Raw genomic sequence first — 19,700 nt, 5'->3', positions numbered from 1 at the left:
AAATTATGAGTTTTAGTAAATTAGCAATAAATAGTGGTAAGTGGGTAACTCTTTCTACAATCATTCAAACAGGGATTCAGTTTGCTCAAATTGCAATATTAGCAAGGTTTTTAGATTCAAGTGATTTTGGAATTGTTGCTATGAGCAATGTATTTATCGCATTTTTCTTGACATTTGCTGATCTTGGATTTTCAAATTCTATTATTCATAAGCAAGAAACTGATCAAAGGATTTTGTCAACGGTTTATTATGTAAATATACTCTTGGGAGTCAGTATGTTTATAATTGTGTATTTTGCTTCCCCACTCGTGGTCGCATTTTATAATGAACCGCGTTTGAGCAAAGTAATAAATGTTACTGCATTTATATTTCTTTTCATTTATTTGGGATCAATTCCTGCTATTTTATTGAAAAAGGAACTTCGCTTTAAGTCAATTGCTATAATAGATATAACTGGAAATGCAGTTGGCTTCCTCCTAATGATTTTTTTAGCTTATAAAGGATATAAAGAACTTTCGATAGTATATGGAGGATTAGTTACTCATGCTATTAGAACTATTTTAGAGATATATTATGGACGACATCTGTTCACTCCAAAACTGCATTTTAAAATAAAGGAAATAAAAGCCCATTTGAAATTTGGGATGTTTAATTTGGGCGAGACATTTGTTGGATTCGTGCAGAGTAATTGGGATAATATTATTATTGGTAAAATATTAGGCCCTAAATATTTAGGAATATATACTTTAGCAATGCAACTGGGCTATTATCCGATATCAAAGCTTAATCCGCTAATCCTGCAAGTCGCTTACCCACTTATTGCAAAAATAAAGGATGATGAGGCTATTTTGAAAAGGACCTACTTGAAGATATTAGATATATTAAGTTATTTTAATTATCCATTATTAGCTGGTTTGTATATTACAGTAGAAAGCGTAGTCCCATTAGTCTATGGTCCTGGCTGGTCTGAAACATTTCCATTAGTAAGAATTTTTATTTTTGTGAGTGCCTTTAGTTGTTTGGCACATCCTTTATTTACTATCGCGTATTCAAAAGGAAAGCCGAATTATCTGTTTTATTTAAGTATTGTTACTTTGGTTATAAAAATACCTTTAGTATTTGTACTTGGTAAATACTGGCATATAACAGGAGTGGCTATTGGTATTTTGATAACTAATATAATTAGCCTGATTTTGAATTTTAAAATGGTTAATTATTTAATTGGGGATTTTATAGAAGAATTTTTGAAGAATATCATAAAACCAATATTCTTTTGCCTAATTATGGTATTTGTAATTTATATCTATAAATCTTTAATTGGATATGAAGGTATTTATCACACCGTCACTCAGGTTCTTATTGGGGGAGTGATCTACATAAGCCTCACACTCAAATATAAATATTCTTTAAAAGATATTCTTGAAGTAAGAAAGTCTTTATAGGTAATAATCTAACAATGGTTATTACCTAATAAATTTATATTTCTTATAAAATAATTTTGAAAATGTTTTTAGGAGAATCAAGTCTGCTATTGATTTTGAAGGTTGTGTAATCGTAATTTTTAGAAGAGTAGTTAAACTTAATGCTTTCTTTATTTTCAGCAATACTGCTTTCGACTTTTCAAAGTCTACAGAGTAATATATGGTATGACAAATTATTACATGATAGGTGAGATACGTGTATCTTTTAAATTGGGTAAGTAATTTACTGCTCAAAATTTCACTAAAATGATGATCCATTAATAAAAGTTGATCAATAACTTCTTCAAGTTTTGGATTATAACTTTTAGTTATTGACCCTGAGCGTTGATAATAATTGTAAAGTATATCATCTATAAAAGTAACATTATTCGTTTTATACAATAAATATGGTAATGTTAGTACATCTTCATAAATTTTTCCCTCTGGGAATTTAATATCACTAAACAATTTTTTATCGATTAGTATCTTGCATATATGAGCAGGATATTTTCCCTTAAAAAGTAATGAAAGGGCTTTTTTACCATGTATTGTAGCCGGTTCAATGCTTTTTAGTATGTCGACTCTATCACTATCGCCATAAACCTGTCGTACTCGAAAAAAAAACATTTCTGAGTCTTTTGTAGATGTAGCCTCCACCAGTTTTTGTACCGTGTTAATCTCTATCCAGTCATCACTATCGACGAACAATAGAAATTTTCCATTGGATTTACTTATTCCTAAGTTCCTTGCTGCAGAAAGTCCACCATTTTTTTCGCTGGTTATTATTTGATAAGCAATAGCATTTTGAGTTGACAGTAATTTACTAGCCAAATTAATAGATTGATCTGGGGATTGATCATCGACTATTATAATCTCGAAATTTTTATTGGTCTGTTGTAAAAGTGACGAAATACACTTTTCAATATATTCTTCAACGTTATAAACGGGGACAATTATGCTAATTAAACACATGGAATTTAGAGTTTTCGAATTCGTATGGCATTGTTTGGTTCAACAAATATATATTTTATAGTTTATTTAAAACATACTTCCAGAGGATACGCCGGTAAATAGTAATGTGTTATTTTGATGATTGAACCTTAACAGTTAAAAATAAGAGCTATATGTCATTCTTCGGATATATTTATTCACAATAATCCACGCAAAATTTATACTTTCGTTATTATTATTTTAATGAAATTTCTTATTTATTACAGATGCAGGAAAAAAGAATAAGTATTGTACTAGTATGTGATGACTATTATGCTGTTTTGTTAGCGGCTTTCTTAAAATCGATTGAGTTAAATCATAAAGAAGAAGAGATAATAGATGTTTATATAGTTGATGATAGTATCTCAAAAAAAAGTCGTGTAAAAATTATTGATTCCTTGAACCATGATAAGATCCAACTGCATTGGATTGAGATGGAGAATGCAATCCCTAAGGATGTAAATCTTCCCTTCATCAATAATGCTTATCCGCTAAATATTCTTGTGCGATTGTTAATACCTTATTTTATTCCAGCTCAGGTTGAAAAAATTATTTACTTTGATGTAGATATGATTATGCTTGATGATATTAGTAATTTATGGAATATAGATATCGGTGAATCTATCATTGGAGCTATTAGTGATACAATTGGTCCTAAAATGAAGACGATAGGAAATGGAATAGAAAATTACAAAGAGCTAGGATTGGATGGAAATCAAAAGTATTTTAACTCTGGATTGCAGGTGATTAATATTAAAAAATGGCTTGATGCCGATATTACGAGAAAAGCTATTGATGCTATTGCTAATAATAAAAAATATGCTTCATTAAGTGATCAGTATGGTTTAAATGTTGCATTGATTGGGCAGTGGCATGAAATAGATCCAACGTGGAGTTGTTTTTCTGTTAATACCATCCTTAAACCGAGTTTGATACATTACTTTCATAGAAAACCAATTTATAAAGAGTATTCTTATAATTATAAAGAAGAATTCTTTTTTTATCTGAAACAAACTCAATGGAGAAATTTTAAGCCGATTGGGAAATCTAGTCGTTACTTAAAAAAGATAAAAAATATGTTTCAGAAAGTTCAGTTCGTAATTAAATAACATATAATCTCCTTTTTACTGTAAACTTATAAATTATTACATTATTTTTATTTGGTCTTGTAGTTCACGATATAGCATGAAATTTGTATCTCTCCAATAGCTTGGTTTATATGGGATGTGTTCTCTTTATTTGAATGGCGGATAAGCAAAAAAAATACTCTTTATAAAATATGAAAAAGAATAACATATCCATTGTCGTAGCAAGTGATAATCATTATGCAATTTTGATTGGTGCATTATTGAAATCGATTGAATTAAATCATAAAACTGAAGAGCATATAGATTTTCATATTATAGATGATGGCATATCGAGTAAAACGCGTGCGAAATTAGAAACAATTGTAGATCCAAAAAGAATAACACTTAAATGGTTTAAAAGCAGGGAGATAATTCCTGATAGCATTGTAGTGCCTATAGATAATTCGGCTTATCCTTGGACAGTTTATTTGAGGGTTTTTTCTCCCTACATTGTTGATGCTGATGTTGAAAAGTTGATCTACTTGGATGTAGATACTATAGTTCAGGATGATATATCGAAACTATGGCATTTGCCTTTAGGCAATCATACAATAGCCGCTGTTCAAGATGTTGGTTTAAACGTAGCTTGTGAATGGGGGGGGATATCTAATTATAAAGAACTTGGCCTTTCTGCTGATACAAAGTATTTTAATTCTGGAATTTTAGTTATTAATACGAAAAAGTGGCTTCAAGAAGATGTTTCTAGTGAAGTTATATCCGTATTAACAAAGTATAAAGAGCATGTTCGTTTACCTGATCAATACGGATTAAATGTTGTAATGGCTAATAAGTGGTTGGAACTGGATCCTAAATGGAATTGGTTTGCATTTAAAGAAAACGATAATCCATTTATTGTACATTTCCTTGATATCAAGCCTATATTTACTTCCTATAATTCTAAGCAAGTATATAAAGATGAGTTTTTTAGGTATTTATCAATGACACCATGGAAAAATTTTAAACCAATAAGCGGTAATCGTCGTGTTATCAGAAAAGTATATAATAAGATTTCAAATATACTTAAGCGCTCCTTTTTGAGACAGTAGTATTATTCTGAGTTTAAAAAAACAAGGCCGAGATTATGTTATAATCTCGGCCTTGTTTTTTGTATTACTTTTCCGTTGTTAAATTCCAGAGGCTCCTACACCAGGGAATTTTGACGTAAAGTTATTAGTATCATTCACGGCATTTGATTGTTGAGGAACGTACTTATTATTCGAATTAACAATAATCTTAGTGTCACTCATATTGTTGATCATATTTTCAATGGTTTTTCCACTAATTAAATCAAACCCTAGGTTGTTATAGTATTCTAATGAACCACCTGTATTGTAAAGGTCTAAAATTTGACCTTCCCAATCCTTAGATATGTTCATTTTTCCTACTGTATTGTTATAGACTTTAGCATTAACATAGGTTGTTTTTCCAGGATTTATATTTCTGTCAAATGCTTGCAATTCAAAACCGCTATATTTTCTAGTGTTGTAGCAAATATTCTCGTAAATTTCAACTGTCGAAGGGGTGGTGCCTCTTGAGTAAACCCACATTCTGATTGAATTTCCTTGATAGTTAGTTAGCTTGTTGTGGTGGAATTTTCCATTACCCTGCATGAAGAATACACCATTATGCTGATTGGCTGTCGGATTTACGTTATTAACTACATTGTGATGTATATTATAATCCTGTGTATTGGTGAAGCTGCACATACTTCCCCAGTCGCTATTTTGAAATGTATTGTAAGCAATTTCAACATCTTTGAAAAGCCCTGTATCTTCACCACTGTCTTTATAGTAGTTTCCACCCATTGATATTGTTCCTGCATTATCAAACATGCAATACAATATTTTAAAGCCATCGGTTCTTGTATCCGCACTGCCGGTATATTGTACTCCGCTACTTTGTGCTGACATTACATAATCGCCTACGTTTTTAAAGCGCATATTCTTTAAGGTAACATTGTTCATCTTTCCATCAAAACGAATGGCTCTGTATGAAATGTTCTCAAAGTTAATCCCATATGTAATGCCTGATGTATTATCTCCTGCGATCACAACGTTGCTAATGTTATTTGTCTGCATGGAACCAGATATGTTAACTTGCCCGTCATTTTTAACGTACACAGGCTTATCTACGGTGGCTGTGATGTTTCTTATTGTAATTGTATTATAATTTCCAGACTTAATTTTTACGAGCGTATTTGGGAGGATATTAAGCGTGGCTCCGTCTATTGTTAACGAGCCTGAGCCTGTTCCAACTTCCATATTAATTAAAGCTGGATTAGGTGTTGGGTCTGGATCTGGTTTTGGATTTGAGGGTACTGGTGGTGTTGTGGCCGGTATATCTACCGCAGGTTCTTCAGTTATGATTGGATTTTTTTTGCAAGCAGCACATAATAGTACTAATACACATATTATTAAATGCATCTTTGAGTTGTTTACCATAAATGTAAGTTTATTTCTAAATTTATCCCTTATCGCCACAATTGTAATGAAATTTATACACAAAAAATAAAACCTTGTTTTTGTGTTCTGACATTAAGGAACAGATAAATGAAAGGAAATGTGCTTATCCTTTGTGTGGGGAATGATTTTCCCATGTTTAGCTTTTTATTTCCAACTTTAATATATTTTTTTTATGACATTTATATTACATAAAGCAGTTCTGTCGGTCTCTAATACTTGTTGGTGAGCTTCCTGTAGAATTTGATTCTGTAAGTTGGGGAATTGTTAGTGTAATCCTCTATTTGTTTCTGAAAAATAAGTGGGAATTTTTTTACCCGAATATAGTTGCTAAAACAATTGTGATCATGCCAGACATTCATTATCAATCTTATCCAGTACAAGGGGGTCAATTTCCTGATCAAATTTCCTTGCAAATATCATGTTTGATGATTTAATAGATTCAAAATCTTCCGCTAAGAGTAATTTGGGGTGAGCATTTCCTTCAGACCAATCAATATATCTCAAATTGTTATTAACTGTTCTGTCTTTGAACGGTGAGTTCATAAGGAGAGTTGTAAGAACAAATTCATCTGTCCCCCAAGAATACTTTAAGAACCTATTTAGTTTTAAATTGTCCGTTAGGATTTCGGTTAGATATATCGCACTTTCTTTACTAATAGTCCACCAGGAAGATTTACTTCCCCCATACAGTTTCATGGGAAGCGGAAACTTTCGCGAAGGTGTGATTTGATTCAAAACTTTTTGAGCAAAATATTTCCATTTAAAGCTAAAATCGGTAAAGTGATACTTTTCATAACGAAAAATGGCTTGCTCCAACCACACCGAATCGTGGGAATCTTCATATGAAATGAAGTTCATCCCTATTTTATCGGCAAAGTACTGATAGATGTTTTCAGCCGAGGTTAAAGGATAGTCCTGAGCACTTAGTAAGTTGATAAAATCATAGTCCTTATTAAGCGAAAGAACTTCTTTTACGGAGCCGACGATTGCTTGTAAAAAACTATTTCCTCCCCAATTGCAAGTTATTCTATTTTTAATAAATGATACCTGTTCAATATCTAAAACTGATTTAAAATCACCTATGGGTATTTTGTTGTCAACATGGATATAAAAGTCGAATTGGGGGTGATGTAATCGCTTGATCAATCTTGCTAATTGATTAGGATTTTTATGTGTCATTATGATATGTGCAATACGCATATTGAGGGCTTAAATGAAGATGTTTAAACTAAAGGTTGATTTTGCGTATTATACTTGGACATAATCAGTGAATTTATAAAAATATGTATAAAAAACTACATTTATTTTTTTTTATTGTTATCAATCAAATAGACCGTTATATCTTTAGTCTTATATTTTTTAAGGGTGGGGCCGAATCTTAGGAGTTCCTTAACTAAATCATCTGTCGAATTATGATTCTTTTGGTAATACCAGCTTGGGTCATCTATTTTGTCACCTATGTTCGATGTATACATCGTATTATATATCAACCATATTCTTTTTCCACCGGATAGTTGATTAAAATCAGGTTCTAAATTCTTGTAATAATCCTTAAGGTCTTTAGATTGTTGACGTACATCCGTTCCTTCTACTGCATTGAAATTTAGATGATATATATCCTTATATAATTTATATCCAGGTAAATCATTCCAGTAAATATAAACTATATCATTTTTTCTATAATTGTTATTGAGATAAATTAGCGCTTCTCTTTGAAATGATTTTTTATGGACGTAAAAGGTTTCCGGTTTGAATGTGAATATTAGAGATTGGTAGAATGGCCCGAAAAGGACAATGATTAAAAGAAGAACAATAGTTCTTTTTGACTTAAAACCCTTAATCAAATAATCAAAGCCAAAGGCAATGATCAAAATAAGTATAGGGCTGAGGAATACCCAAAACCTTTCAGTTAATGGATACAATTCTAATGAGGAAGCTATTAAAGTAATAATTATAGGGGGGATGAGTATAGAGAAATGTGCTTTATTTCTTCTGCATAGGTTATAAACACCTATAAAAAGTAGACCAATACCAATAAACGGCATTTTTAATACTTGATTTAGTGGCGGGTTATTTGTCAGACTATTAAAATTCCATAAAAGGCCTAAAGGATAGTCTATCATCCTGTATAAGTTTAATGGAAACCAAGTTAAGTCTGTTAAGGACTTTGGAGGAAAAGGCATAAAGTTAGCGTACGATCTAAACCAATAAACAATCCATTTTGATTCTACATGCTTATGAGTGAAGAGGGTATAATTAATGAGAAAGCTAATTAACCATATGGTAAATGGGATTAAACTTAAAAAGAGACTTTTCCATTTTTTCTCTAAGAGGTATTTAAGGCCCAAGCCAATTGCTATCCCTGACAAGATAAATATAGCGGAATGAGAAAACCATAGGATAGTTGCCCCAATAACACCCCATTGAAACATCCCTTTTAATTCTGTACTTTGATTATATTTAATAAACATATACAGCGAAAGAAGAGTGCAAAATAACTCGGTCGAGTATTGTTTGATTTCTACACTGTGATAAATCAATGCAGGTGAAAAACTAATTATACCTATAGCGATCAGCCTTCCCCAATTGTTAAGAAAGTACTTCGATATAGGAACAAATAATAGCATTGAGGCTACACCAGATATAAGAGGAATTAACCTGAGAAATATTTCAGTATTACCAAATAAGTTGATCACCAATTTATTTAACCATAAAAAGCCTATTGGGGCTTTTTGCTGATAGTATAGCGGTTTAGTTGCTAATTCTAGAAAGTCCATTTTTACTAAACTTGTAGATAAATAGACTTCGTCTATCCATAGGGACCTGTTATAAATAAAATGAAAGATGCGGAATGCAAATCCAATGATTAAAAGGAGACATACTGACAAGTTCCAATAGTTTTTGTTGGAAAAATATACTGTATTTAAAATATTCATTAATAATCTTTTAAAGCTATGCAATATCTAATTTTTTAATAATTTTATCCTTAAATAAATGTATGAGTGTAAAAAATATTTCCTGGGATACATTAGAGCTTGTAATTTTTGATGTTGATGGTACACTCTATGATCAAAAGAGGTTAAGAAGAAAAATGTTAGTAGCTCTTATCAAGCATTATCTGGTTAGACCATGGCGGTATAGAGATCTTTTAATTCTTTATCATTTTAGAAATGAAAGAGAAAAAAGAGGTGGCGCTCAATTTGAAGATCTTTATCTTCAGCAATTTGTATGGTGTGCGGAGAAAATGAACGTGCCAGTTACCAAAGTTGCGAAAGTGATAGAGAAATGGATGTTTAACTTTCCAAACAGATATCTAGGACAATTTACATACCCTGGCATAATCCTTTTTTTTAATGTTTTAAAACAGAATAAGATATTGACAGCAATTTATTCTGATTATGAATCTGCTGACAAGTTGAACAGCATGGGTTTAAGGGCTGATATCGTTGTAAGTTCAACAGATGAGCAAGTGAATACTTTAAAACCATTGCCAAATGGGCTAAATTATATTATGTCTGAATTAGATATCAAAGATAAAAACAATTGTCTTTTCATTGGAGATAGAGATGATTTAGATGGAGCTTGTTCAAGACAGGCCGGAATTCCTTTTCTGTTGGTTGATAAATTGGCAGCGAATAATAATTTTTACGAAGAACTTTCCAATCAATTAATAATCAGTGCTAAAAAATGAGTTGTTATGAATAATATACCTTTACCTGAAGATGGAATTATCGATCAGGATATTAAGGAAAAACGTGCTAAACTAAGAGATTATATTGCCATTGCTAGACCTGATAATTGGGTGAAAAACCTTTTTATGGTGCCTGGGATGCTGTTCGCATTGTCTATATTCCATACACCTATGGATTTATTCTTAGTTTCGAAAATTATTTTAGGTATAGTAAGTATCTGTCTTATAGCGTCTGCCAATTATGTTATAAATGAATATTTGGATGCACGTTTTGATAGGTATCATCCATTAAAAAAGAAAAGATCTGCAGTTGTCCGAGTTGTAAATCCAATATTTGTTTATACAGAGTATGTAATTTTAGCGATTGTTGGGATAGTTTTGGCACATGCAGTTTCGCTTAAATTTCTATCTATGGCGGGGCTATTACTTATTATGGGTGTTGTATATAATGTAAAGCCGTTTAGAAGTAAGGATAGAGTTTTTTTAGATGTCCTTAGTGAATCTGTTAATAATCCGATAAGGTTTGCAGCTGGATGGTTTATTTTTACTCCAGCCTTAGGTATGCCTAATACTAAATGGGATTTGGATTGGATTAATACTTTTCCACCAGTGAGTATTATTATAGCGTATTGGATGGGAGGAGCATTTTTGATGGCTACCAAGCGTTTTGCTGAGTATAGGTTAATCGGCGATGCTGAAATTGCAGGACGATACAGAAAGTCTTTTAAATATTATTCTGAAAATAGTTTATTGGTTTCTATGTTTTTTTATGGAATTACCTGCGCTTTTTTTATGGGTATTTTTCTGATAAAAGATCGAATTGAACTTTTGGTAAGCTTTCCCTTCTTTGCATTGTTATTTTCGTGGTACCTAAGAATAGGATTGCTGAATGATTCGCCTGTACAAGGATCAGAAAAATTATATACAAGGAAATGGTTTATGATTTACCTCATCTTATTTACTACTTTGCTATGCGTTCTAATGTTTGTAGAGATTCCATGGTTACATTGGTTCTTGCAGAATGCAAACAATTATACCTATTAGTAAATGGGACTTTCTAATTTTTTAACATATATATGCTGATGCAGAACAATGAATATGATTTAATAGTTGTTGGTACGGGCTTCGCTTCAAGCTTTTTTTTAAAGAAATATTTGTCTAAAGTTGGCCAAAGTAAACGGGTTCTTGTACTCGAAAGGGGGAATTTATATCCGCATGAGGAAAGACTTAAAGTTAAAAGAGGGGAGTATTCTGCCTATCAAAAATTTGAGGAGCCATGGGAGAATGCGATAAATAATATAAACACTGAAAAAAGATGGCCATTTACGACTGGTTATGGTGGCTGTTCTAATTGTTGGTGGGGATGTACGCCTCGATTTATGCCATCGGATTTCAAAATGAAGACGCTTTATGGCATTGAACAAGATTGGCCCGTAGATTACAATGATTTAGATGCTTATTATTACGAAGCTGAAGAGCTGATGTCAGTCTCAGGTCCTGAGGGGACACCTTTCCCTAGAAAAGGAAAATATCCTCTGCCTCCACATACATTTAGTCTCGTTGATAAAATATTACATAAAACGTATGGAAATCAGTATATAAGCCAACCAACAGCAAGAGCAAGTCGCAGTACATCGAGTAGAAATTCATGTATGGCTTCTAGTACATGCGATACTTGCCCGGTCAATGCCAAATTTACAATTGAAAATTCTAATATAGGCGTATACGAGGACCATAGAATAGAATTGGTGTATGGTGCTCAGGTATATAGTTTAGAAACAGCAAATGACGTTGTTCGTAAGATTTATTACATCAAGGACGGTAAGGAATATAAGGCCTCTGCTGAAGTTGTGGCGTTAGGAGCAAATCCGTTTTTTAATACAAATATTTTACTGAATGCTGGTGATAAGAATCCATTGACAGGTAGAGGTTTTGGGGAGCAACTGGGAATGCAAGTGCTTATATATCTAGATAACATGAGCAATGTTGGCGGAAGTACCTGGGTAAATGCAAACGGTTATATGTTGTATGACGGGGCGCATAGAAAGGATTTTGCCGCTTGTTTAATGGAAGTTAGTAATGCACCATATAACATTCGGTTAGAGCGCGGAAAATGGCTTAATATAGCAAGTTTTCGTTTACTGTTCGAAGATTTACCTCAAGATAAGAACTATATAACTACGACCTCAAATAAATTGATTCCAGAAGTTAATTTTAATGGTAGGTCTGAATATGTATTAAAAGGGATTGAAAATATGAAAGAAAAATTACCCGGAATACTTTCATGTTTACCAGTAGAAAAACTGAAATATCTAGATCCGTTCCCTAATGAAGGACATATAATTGGGGGAACAAGGATGAGTAGCGACCCTAAGCTTGGCGTTGTAGATAAGTATATGATTCATCATCAATATCGAAATCTATTTGTTCTTGGGGCAGGAGCTTTTACTACATATAGTGCTTCAAATCCAACATTAACATTATCAGCTTTATCTTTATTTGCTGCCGACAAAACATTTTAGCTATGAAAAGAAGAAGATTTTTATTGCTTATTGGTGTAGGTGCCGGGGGAATCGCGATTCCCGCTTCCGCTTATTTTTTATCTTCTACAGTTAAGGAATATGCGGTTTTGCTAATTAAACGAGAGTTTCATTATTTAAAAATGGAGGAGGGGAGCGTAGAGAAATATGTTAATGATTACTTTCAATACCCAAGTAACAACTTGATGGAGAAATTAAAATGGAAAGCCATGTATTACTTAAACATCAGGCCAGATAAAGCAAATTCCTATTTCGAGCTGCTCAAGTATTACTTATTGTCCACTGATTTTTTCATAAATAAAGCTGATGAAACTAAAATAGTTAAGTATTTAGGCTTGTACAGTCCTTATAAAAGCCCTGTTCCTAATCCTTTTTCTTTTGTACTTTATCCCCCGGATAAAATTAGAGAAGCTTAGCTTTTTATTTTATTTTGCAAACTTTTTAGCAATACGCTGGGGATAGTTTTTAAAGTGAAAGGAATATTCATAGCTAAAGACTCTCCAAGCAAGTTGAAAGATGTAAAAACCTTGAACCTACGAATTAGATTATGCTTTGAAAGTTCAACTAAACTTGCCATGTATCTTTCCTGAAGTAACTTTAATTCAATTTTAGTTAGCAAATGGTTAAACCTCGCCATTTTTCTTTTTAAATCTGCTACGTACAAAAATTCAAGCACTTCACTCCATTTTCTCCCATCATATATATTTATATCGTCAATTCTTTTATTCCACAGTTTCTCGAGTGTAAATGCGATATGACACTCTTTGCTTAAAATCATGTCTAAATACATGCACCAATCATCACCGATCTTAATTTTTTCATCCCAACCAGAGATTATAGAAGATTTACGCATCACTACCGAGGAAGAGGGAGAGGGACAGGCCTTAATATAAAGATCTCGGGTTTCACTATACTCTAAGTTAACCCACTGACCAATTTTCTTTTTGAAGTAAGGTTTTAGAAAAGGATCATTAATTAGAAAGTCCCAATTATTTCCTTCTCTAGTTTCCTGATTCCAGTTGGCAAATACAAAGTCTAGTTGTTCTGATTCTAATTTTTCTACACATTTAGTTAAGAAATCCGGATACCAAATGTCATCAGAATCAAGTGAAGCAATTATTGAACCCTTTGCATTTTTTAAACCAAGATTTCTTGCAGATGCCTGTCCTCCATTTTCTTTATAGTAATATTCAATCTCAGGGTATTTCTTTAATATTTCAACGGTATTGTCAGTTGAGCCATCGTCAATTACTATAATTTGCGTATGCTGATAGGTTTGATTTAACGCACTTTGTATTGCATCTGAAATTTTTGTAGCTCTATTATAGGTTGGAATTATTATGGTTACAAGTTTCTGAATGTCCATTAATATCTTAGTTAAGAGGGGGAGCAGCAATTTATCTTACTAAGATAGGAATATCAGCTATTACGGCAATGGAAAAACAGATAAAATTACCTCATGGAAAGCAGAATCTTTAAATCTTTTAAAGATGTGATTGTTTTTTTAGGGAATAAGGCTAAATGTATGATCAGTACAATAAAAACATATGGCTCATCTAAGGCTGCGGTACACAATAAGGATAGTGGGAAATACACTTGATAAAAATCAGCCATCAATATATGGTAGGGATGGTTTTCTGGGGCTATAATGATAACTGGGGTATAGCTTAGCTTATATGTTCTGCTAAATGCCACAAGCAGATAAACAAATAAGGCTATGATTGGGAGGAGATAGTGTATACAAAATAACATGATGGTCATTGCCAATAGCTCTGTAGTGAAAATGACGACTTCTCTAGTTCTAAACAGCTTTGGGTCAGTATATACCGCAAAGGTATTTAGCTGGGCTTGGATATCATTTTTCCGATCATAAAACTGATGCCATAGGATACCTCTTACCCCATAACATAATGCCCAAACTCCGGTACTTATAAACCATAACCAGTCAACGGATTGGTTCGTTATGAAACTAATGCTGCTGATCATGAGTAGACTTGTGAAAATATGTGAGCCACTAGCATCGGCCAAAACGCCCAATAACCCTCTGTTTTTCAATCTTATCGGCCGGAAAGAATACAAGCTGAAACAGATCCATGGTATAGTATATAAAAGGATAGATAACCAATCAGGATAAAGATAATAACAGCACAATCCTCCTGCTAACAAACATAATGTTGGAAATACCCATCTAACTTTTGGGTTAATCCTTGCAATCCTATTGGATTTTCCACTCGCTGCATCGTCATCAATATCCGTTATATCATTGATGATACTTACGTAAGCAGCGCCAATAATTAATGAAAATAAGAGAAATAAAAGATGTGGTATAGATTTTATAAATTGGCCATCAGATTTGATTGCTGTGGCATATCCAATAGCAAGTAGTGGTGGAAGTTTGTATTCCCACCATTCAGAAGACCGTATAATTGACAGGTTATTAGCCATCTAATAAGTTATTTATACTAGTCGCAAACTCAGTCTCCGGGGATGCAGGTAAATGATTTTTAATATGTAAATAAGCCTTTTTCCCTATTTCCGGCCACTCTTCTCGCATTTCCCATGCCTTATCCATAGCACTTTCAAAATCTTTTTCAGTTGCATCCCCAATAAAGCCATTTATACCATTGTCAATGATTTCTGCATTACCACCTGCATTACTTACAATAACGGTCCTACCTAAGGACATGGCCTCTATCATTGATAATGGAAGACCTTCGCTTCTGGAAGGTAAAATCAGTGCATGATAATTCTTCCATAAATCTTCAATATTGTCACTAAAGCCTACAAATTCTACCTTTTGAAGGTCTAAAAGGTTTGCCAGGTCTCTTATTGCTTGTTCATCATGACCAGATCCTATAAATGAAACGGTGATTGGTCGCTGCCTCCATTTTTCTGTATTCAGTATCCGTAAAAGAATATCTTGCCCCTTATCAATAATAAATAGACGTGCAACACAAGCCAGTCGATAACCGGTATCAATTGGTGGGAAGGGGATTATTTGACGTTTTGTTTTGATTGGATTAAAGACAACCTCACTATTTTCTAATCTGATACCAAATTGTTCTTCCGTAAGGCGTTTATTATGGTGTGATACGAAATAGCATTTATTGGCATTTACCAATGTTTTTCTCATATAGTCCCTATCAGTAGGATAGGGCCAGTAAAAATCAACTGCTTTTTGGGCTATAATAACATAGGGGATTTTTAGCAAATAACATTGATAAGCGTAAGATAGACCATCAAAATTTATACCTTGAGCAATGATAACTAGTTCAGGGATGGAATTTTTTATTTCATGATGAAATTTATACAAGCTGTGGTTGTCTCTGTACTCTTCTAAGCCAATTTTTTGTATGAGACGGCTTACCTTGCGCATTACTCTCTTTTTTAAGGAAAGTTGTGGATCCAATTCAATAAGCTCAATATTTTGATTAATCAGCTTGATGATCTCTGGATGAGACCTGTTTATACGGGCTTTATATAAGGTTAGCGAAGTCCCATTTTTAAGAAAAGGAATAGCCAGGGCCCAAAGTTCTTCACTTCCACCCCAATCATCGATGCAGAATGTGACTAGTGCTATTTTTTTATGATCTGTATTTTTCAAGTTAATTCTAAATAATCCGAATGGTTAATATTTCCTTCTTGCAATTGTAAATTATAAAGCGCTAAAGCCTCCAGGCAAAAACCTGTGGTCATTTCTTCTGATCCATAAGTCAATCGCTTTTTAGGCCCTCCGTAATAAACGGCCCATCTGTGCCAACCTCCCGAGTGTTTTTGTTGATCAATGATATATTCAATAGTCTTTTCTAGTAATATAGAATGGTATCCGCAATTGATCAGTGATATGACACCTAAAGCTGTGTCTAGTATACTTTCGCCAATTGAATGATCATTTTTTAATGTCGCAAGTATACGCTCAACTATTGTTTTTGCAGCAGGCTCCAATTCCTGGATCCCAGCTTTATAATTTCTGGAGAAAAAATAATAAATGGTAAATGGGTTGCAATACCAAGAATCGCAATCATTTTCTTTTTTCTTTGCGATGATATCCAACATATAATCAACAATAGGTGCTGTCTGCTCATTTAACCCCAAATAGTATAAAATATTTGCATTTACGGCAGCATCAACATCATATCTTGTGGCTTCTGTGTTTTTCCAGAAAAGGAAAGTTCCTATAGGATGTTTAAATTCCCTCAGAATAAGGAGCCAGTAATTCTTCATCCGGTTAAACTTCGGCCTTAATGTAAACCAGGTATAAAATAATCCTGTTTCATTACAGTTCGCAAGAATCAATTCTTTATTAGGATGATGATGTTTATCTAACTTTTGAAGTACCAAAGACGCACAAACGGTATTATCTACATCTGGTGGGCATATGCGAAACAATGGATTTAAAATAGTGAAGTTATTCCAAACACCGCCACGCATGGCCTGGTACTGCAGAAAAGCACAGGCTTTATCAAGGATTTCACTTGCTTCTGGGATGTGTCTTAAATGAAGTATAGAGTAGGAAATCAGTGAAGTAGGAAAGATATTGCTTTGTGTAATGCACATTTTCATCTCATCATCCTGTCCAATGTAACAACAGAATTCGCCATTAGGATACTGATGATCCTGAAGATACCGTATCCCTTTTAGAACGGAGTTTTCGATATTGCCCTTCGTCATACCTTAGACTTTGATTTATGTTCATTAAACAATTTGGCATAATCGCCATCCATTTCTAGCAATTGTTCATCAGTACCTTCCTGTACTATCGAGCCTCCAGAAAGTACATAGATATAATCTGCATGCTTAACGGCAGAGTGCCTGTGACTGATAATTAAGGCTGCCCGGCTTCCAATATGCTTTCTGAAAGCGTCAAACAATTCTTTTTCAGCAATAGCATCTAAAGCACTGGTTGCCTCATCAAGTATGATAAACCTAGATTCACTATATAATGCTCTGGCAATTGCTAATTTTTGCCATTGACCGATGCTTACTTCATGACCGTCTTCGAATAATCTACCCATCATTGTTTGATAGCCTTTAGGAAATTTTTCAATAAAAAGATGGGCCCCCGAGTTTTTAGATGCGGCAATGATATTTTCTTCTTCGTATTTTTTGTCAAGATCTCCAAATCTAATATTATCGGCAGCAGAAACATTATATTTAGAAAAGTCCTGAAAAACAGCACTCAATTGCTTTCTATATGCTTCCATTTCAAATTTTCGGATGTCAATTTTACCTAATTTTAAACTTCCTGATATAGGGTCGTATAATCTGCACAAAAGTTTTATTAAAGTGGATTTCCCGGCTCCATTGAGGCCTACAATAGCAATAATTTTTCCGGATGGGATTTTAATGTTGATTTTGCTTAGTGTAGGCTTTTTAGCATGTGGGTAAGTAAAGCTAACATCTTCAAGTTCAAGGTCAAGTTCCTTATCTGTAGGTATAGGCACCGATTCATCCGTATTTGTAAAGCTTGGCTTGAGATCAAATAGCTCAAAGATGCTATTAATGAATATATTATTGTGATATAGAATTGATATTCCAGAAGAGACGTTTTGAATTAGTGAGAATGATTGGGGAAAAATGATAAGAAACAAGGCGATGTCACCAACACTGGTTGTACCTCGGACAGTTCCTACCGATATATAGCCGATACAGGTGAAAAAGCCTATAGTTGCAATCGAGGAAGTGATAGTTTCATTTAATGTTCTCTTGTAAGTAAGTTTCAGTTTTTGATGTAAAACCTCGATTCTAATTACTTGGTATAGGTTTTTAAAGTAATAACCGAGATTAAAACTTCTTATTTCTTTAGCGGAGACATCAGAAGTAATTAGATTACTTAAATACGAAGATTTACGTTCAAGTTCAGTATGCTTTAAACGCCACATATTCTGCTTGTTGGCAAAATATATACGTACAAAAAGGGTTGGAAGTACAAAAATAACGAGAAGGGGAAGTAAGAACCAATTGATGGTTATAAATAGTGAGGCTACAGCAAAAAGGTTAAGCAGGTTTTTAGCGATTTCCATAATTGTCGTAATTACGAGGTTTGGCCGATCTGAACCAGCGTCCTTCGCACGTTTTAGGATATCGTAATAATCTGGGCTTTCGTAGCGGGAAAGATCCATCTCTATGGCCTTTTGATGGATTTTTTCATCCATATAGTTTGCAACCTTCGTAGCTTGAACTTCAGTTACATAAGCAGAAAAAGCCTTTGCAATAGCATACAATACAGAGAAAGCAGCAGCAATCACAACATGCTTTATTATTAATGCCTCTGAATTTTGAGCTATTGAATTGATATGAGCAACTTTATCAATCAGGATTTTTAGCGCATAAATAGAACCCAAAAACAAAAATGTTTCGACTACAATCATTGTTATTGAAATGATCATCCAACCCTTTGCTGCTTTCCACACTAACACAAGGGTTCTTTTTATGTTTAAATTACTCTTAAGATTCTTAAATTTCTGAGTTATTGATTCAATCATAAAAAGGAAAAAAAATGAAGTTGATAAAGTATTGATGAATGTTATTCTGTACTAACAAAGCTAATAAAAATCAATTCATATTTTTATTTATGAAAAGGCTGTCCTGGCATTCAGTAAGTGTTGCACTAGGTCTTTAACTGCCAAAATGACCCCTCATATCTAAATGGTTTAAGTCCTACGTAGTATCTTTCTTGTTCTGAAATAAAATCAAATGTTTTGGAATAGTTGGTTTTTAACTGAGATTCTAATTTTGATCGATTAAAAAATGTACAAGGGTAAGAGGCCTCAATGCCATAAAAAATGGGAGGTACATGCTGAACCGTGATTCTATCTTCAGCTTTATCATTATACCCAACTAAATCAAGCATAAGATTAGGGATGTCATAAGATTGGATTTTTTTTAGGAGATCATATGGTTTTGGTATATACTGCAGTACGCTGGATATCAATACTAAATCCGGGTTAGGGTGTTTAGATAAACATTCTTCTATTGAATTGAAAAATTTAACATGTTCATTTTCAAATGATTGTTTGCCGGTTTCTACAAATTTAGGTTGCTCAATAATACACCAGTTTAGGCTGGTTAAATGAGATAAATAACCAATGTTCTGATAGTAGGATGTCCCTAATGATCCCCCGAAGTCGATAACTGTTAATTTATTTCCATTTCCGGAAGAAACCAGAAGGAGCACATTCAACAAGTGGAAATTGATTTTTACCTCATCATAGATAATCCCATCACGCTCGTAAGCTGCTTCTCCTTTTTTTACCTTACTGGTCGTCTCAATTATCCTTTGTAAGATGTGATTTTCGTCATAGCCACTGCACTTTTCTTTTGCATCTTCGTAGGTTTTGTATCGTCCTTTCCATCCATATTTAAAGCTATACCATCTTAAGGTATTTAGGATGGGAGGGATAAACTCTTTTATCAGATAGTGCATACAT

Annotated in this window: 17 protein-coding genes; 7 read left to right on the top strand and 10 right to left on the bottom strand. The window is 33.4% G+C overall.

Annotated features, from left to right (window positions below; genetic code table 11):
• The first annotated feature begins 5 nt into the window (after positions 1 to 5).
• Positions 6 to 1,442, top strand: a complete 1,437-nt coding sequence (locus FBD94_RS17195; protein WP_136881120.1) for an MOP flippase family protein — start codon at positions 6 to 8, stop codon at positions 1,440 to 1,442.
• 21 nt (positions 1,443 to 1,463) lie between these two features.
• Here FBD94_RS17195 and FBD94_RS17190 read toward each other — a convergent pair whose 3' ends face one another.
• Positions 1,464 to 2,432 (bottom strand): glycosyltransferase family 2 protein, encoded by a 969-nt coding sequence (locus FBD94_RS17190; protein WP_136881119.1) that lies wholly within the window; start codon positions 2,430 to 2,432, stop codon positions 1,464 to 1,466.
• Between the two features lie 245 nt (positions 2,433 to 2,677).
• On the opposite strand from FBD94_RS17190, the gene FBD94_RS17185 reads away from it, so the two are divergent.
• Both FBD94_RS17185 and FBD94_RS17180 read left to right on the top strand, forming a co-directional pair.
• Complete coding sequence (locus FBD94_RS17185) at positions 2,678 to 3,559, top strand: glycosyltransferase family 8 protein (protein ID WP_131608689.1); 882 nt, start codon at positions 2,678 to 2,680, stop codon at positions 3,557 to 3,559.
• 170 nt (positions 3,560 to 3,729) lie between these two features.
• Positions 3,730 to 4,623, top strand: a complete 894-nt coding sequence (locus tag FBD94_RS17180) for a glycosyltransferase family 8 protein (RefSeq protein WP_136881118.1) — start codon at positions 3,730 to 3,732, stop codon at positions 4,621 to 4,623.
• A 78-nt stretch (positions 4,624 to 4,701) separates the two neighbouring features.
• Here the strand turns inward: FBD94_RS17180 and FBD94_RS17175 are convergent, their stop codons facing one another.
• The 3 genes from FBD94_RS17175 to FBD94_RS17165 all read right to left on the bottom strand — a co-directional run bounded on the left by FBD94_RS17175 (position 4,702) and on the right by FBD94_RS17165 (position 8,816).
• The gene (locus FBD94_RS17175; RefSeq protein ID WP_136881117.1) at positions 4,702 to 6,000 is read right to left on the bottom strand and encodes a hypothetical protein; all 1,299 of its coding nucleotides are present in this window, start codon (positions 5,998 to 6,000) and stop codon (positions 4,702 to 4,704) included.
• A 381-nt stretch (positions 6,001 to 6,381) separates the two neighbouring features.
• Positions 6,382 to 7,239 carry a beta-1,6-N-acetylglucosaminyltransferase gene (locus FBD94_RS17170; protein WP_131608686.1) on the bottom strand — a complete coding sequence of 286 codons (858 nt, stop codon included), beginning with the start codon at positions 7,237 to 7,239 and terminating at the stop codon, positions 6,382 to 6,384.
• A 101-nt stretch (positions 7,240 to 7,340) separates the two neighbouring features.
• Complete coding sequence (locus FBD94_RS17165; RefSeq protein ID WP_169472339.1) at positions 7,341 to 8,816, bottom strand: glycosyltransferase family 39 protein; 1,476 nt, start codon at positions 8,814 to 8,816, stop codon at positions 7,341 to 7,343.
• Positions 8,817 to 9,037: 221 nt separating this feature from the next.
• Between FBD94_RS17165 and FBD94_RS17160 the strand changes: the two genes are divergently transcribed.
• The 4 genes from FBD94_RS17160 to FBD94_RS17145 are packed head-to-tail and all read left to right on the top strand — an operon-like array spanning position 9,038 to position 12,686.
• Positions 9,038 to 9,730 (top strand): HAD family hydrolase, encoded by a 693-nt coding sequence (locus FBD94_RS17160; RefSeq protein WP_136881115.1) that lies wholly within the window; start codon positions 9,038 to 9,040, stop codon positions 9,728 to 9,730.
• Between the two features lie 6 nt (positions 9,731 to 9,736).
• Entirely contained in the window at positions 9,737 to 10,774 is a 1,038-nt protein-coding gene (locus FBD94_RS17155; RefSeq protein ID WP_136881114.1) for a UbiA prenyltransferase family protein, read from the top strand.
• Positions 10,775 to 10,812: 38 nt separating this feature from the next.
• Positions 10,813 to 12,252: a GMC oxidoreductase gene (locus FBD94_RS17150; protein WP_136881113.1), complete on the top strand. Its 1,440-nt coding sequence runs from the start codon at positions 10,813 to 10,815 to the stop codon at positions 12,250 to 12,252.
• Positions 12,253 to 12,254: 2 nt separating this feature from the next.
• Entirely contained in the window at positions 12,255 to 12,686 is a 432-nt protein-coding gene (locus tag FBD94_RS17145) for a hypothetical protein (protein WP_136881112.1), read from the top strand.
• Here FBD94_RS17145 and FBD94_RS17140 read toward each other — a convergent pair.
• From FBD94_RS17140 to FBD94_RS17115, 6 genes are all read right to left on the bottom strand, one after another.
• Positions 12,683 to 13,636, bottom strand: a complete 954-nt coding sequence (locus tag FBD94_RS17140; RefSeq protein WP_136881111.1) for a glycosyltransferase family 2 protein — start codon at positions 13,634 to 13,636, stop codon at positions 12,683 to 12,685. The two genes, FBD94_RS17145 and FBD94_RS17140, sit on opposite strands and share 4 nt — an antisense overlap.
• An 86-nt stretch (positions 13,637 to 13,722) precedes the next feature.
• A complete protein-coding gene (locus tag FBD94_RS17135; protein WP_136881110.1) occupies positions 13,723 to 14,715 on the bottom strand; it encodes a UbiA family prenyltransferase in 993 nt (330 codons plus the stop codon).
• Entirely contained in the window at positions 14,708 to 15,874 is a 1,167-nt protein-coding gene (locus FBD94_RS17130; RefSeq protein ID WP_136881109.1) for a glycosyltransferase family 4 protein, read from the bottom strand. The genes FBD94_RS17135 and FBD94_RS17130 overlap by 8 nt, the downstream gene beginning before the upstream one ends.
• Positions 15,871 to 16,941: a prenyltransferase/squalene oxidase repeat-containing protein gene (locus FBD94_RS17125; RefSeq protein ID WP_136881108.1), complete on the bottom strand. Its 1,071-nt coding sequence runs from the start codon at positions 16,939 to 16,941 to the stop codon at positions 15,871 to 15,873. The genes FBD94_RS17130 and FBD94_RS17125 overlap by 4 nt, the downstream gene beginning before the upstream one ends.
• Positions 16,938 to 18,689, bottom strand: a complete 1,752-nt coding sequence (locus FBD94_RS17120; protein WP_235884531.1) for an ABC transporter ATP-binding protein — start codon at positions 18,687 to 18,689, stop codon at positions 16,938 to 16,940. The genes FBD94_RS17125 and FBD94_RS17120 overlap by 4 nt, the downstream gene beginning before the upstream one ends.
• Positions 18,690 to 18,880: 191 nt before the next feature.
• Complete coding sequence (locus FBD94_RS17115) at positions 18,881 to 19,696, bottom strand: methyltransferase, TIGR04325 family (RefSeq protein ID WP_136881106.1); 816 nt, start codon at positions 19,694 to 19,696, stop codon at positions 18,881 to 18,883.
• Positions 19,697 to 19,700: the final 4 nt, after the last annotated feature.

Source organism: Pedobacter hiemivivus, assembly GCF_005144565.1.
Classification (GTDB): Bacteria; Bacteroidota; Bacteroidia; order Sphingobacteriales; family Sphingobacteriaceae; genus Pedobacter; species Pedobacter hiemivivus.
The sequence above is the reverse complement of the archived record's forward strand: the minus strand, read 5'-3'. Positions and strand labels throughout refer to the sequence as shown.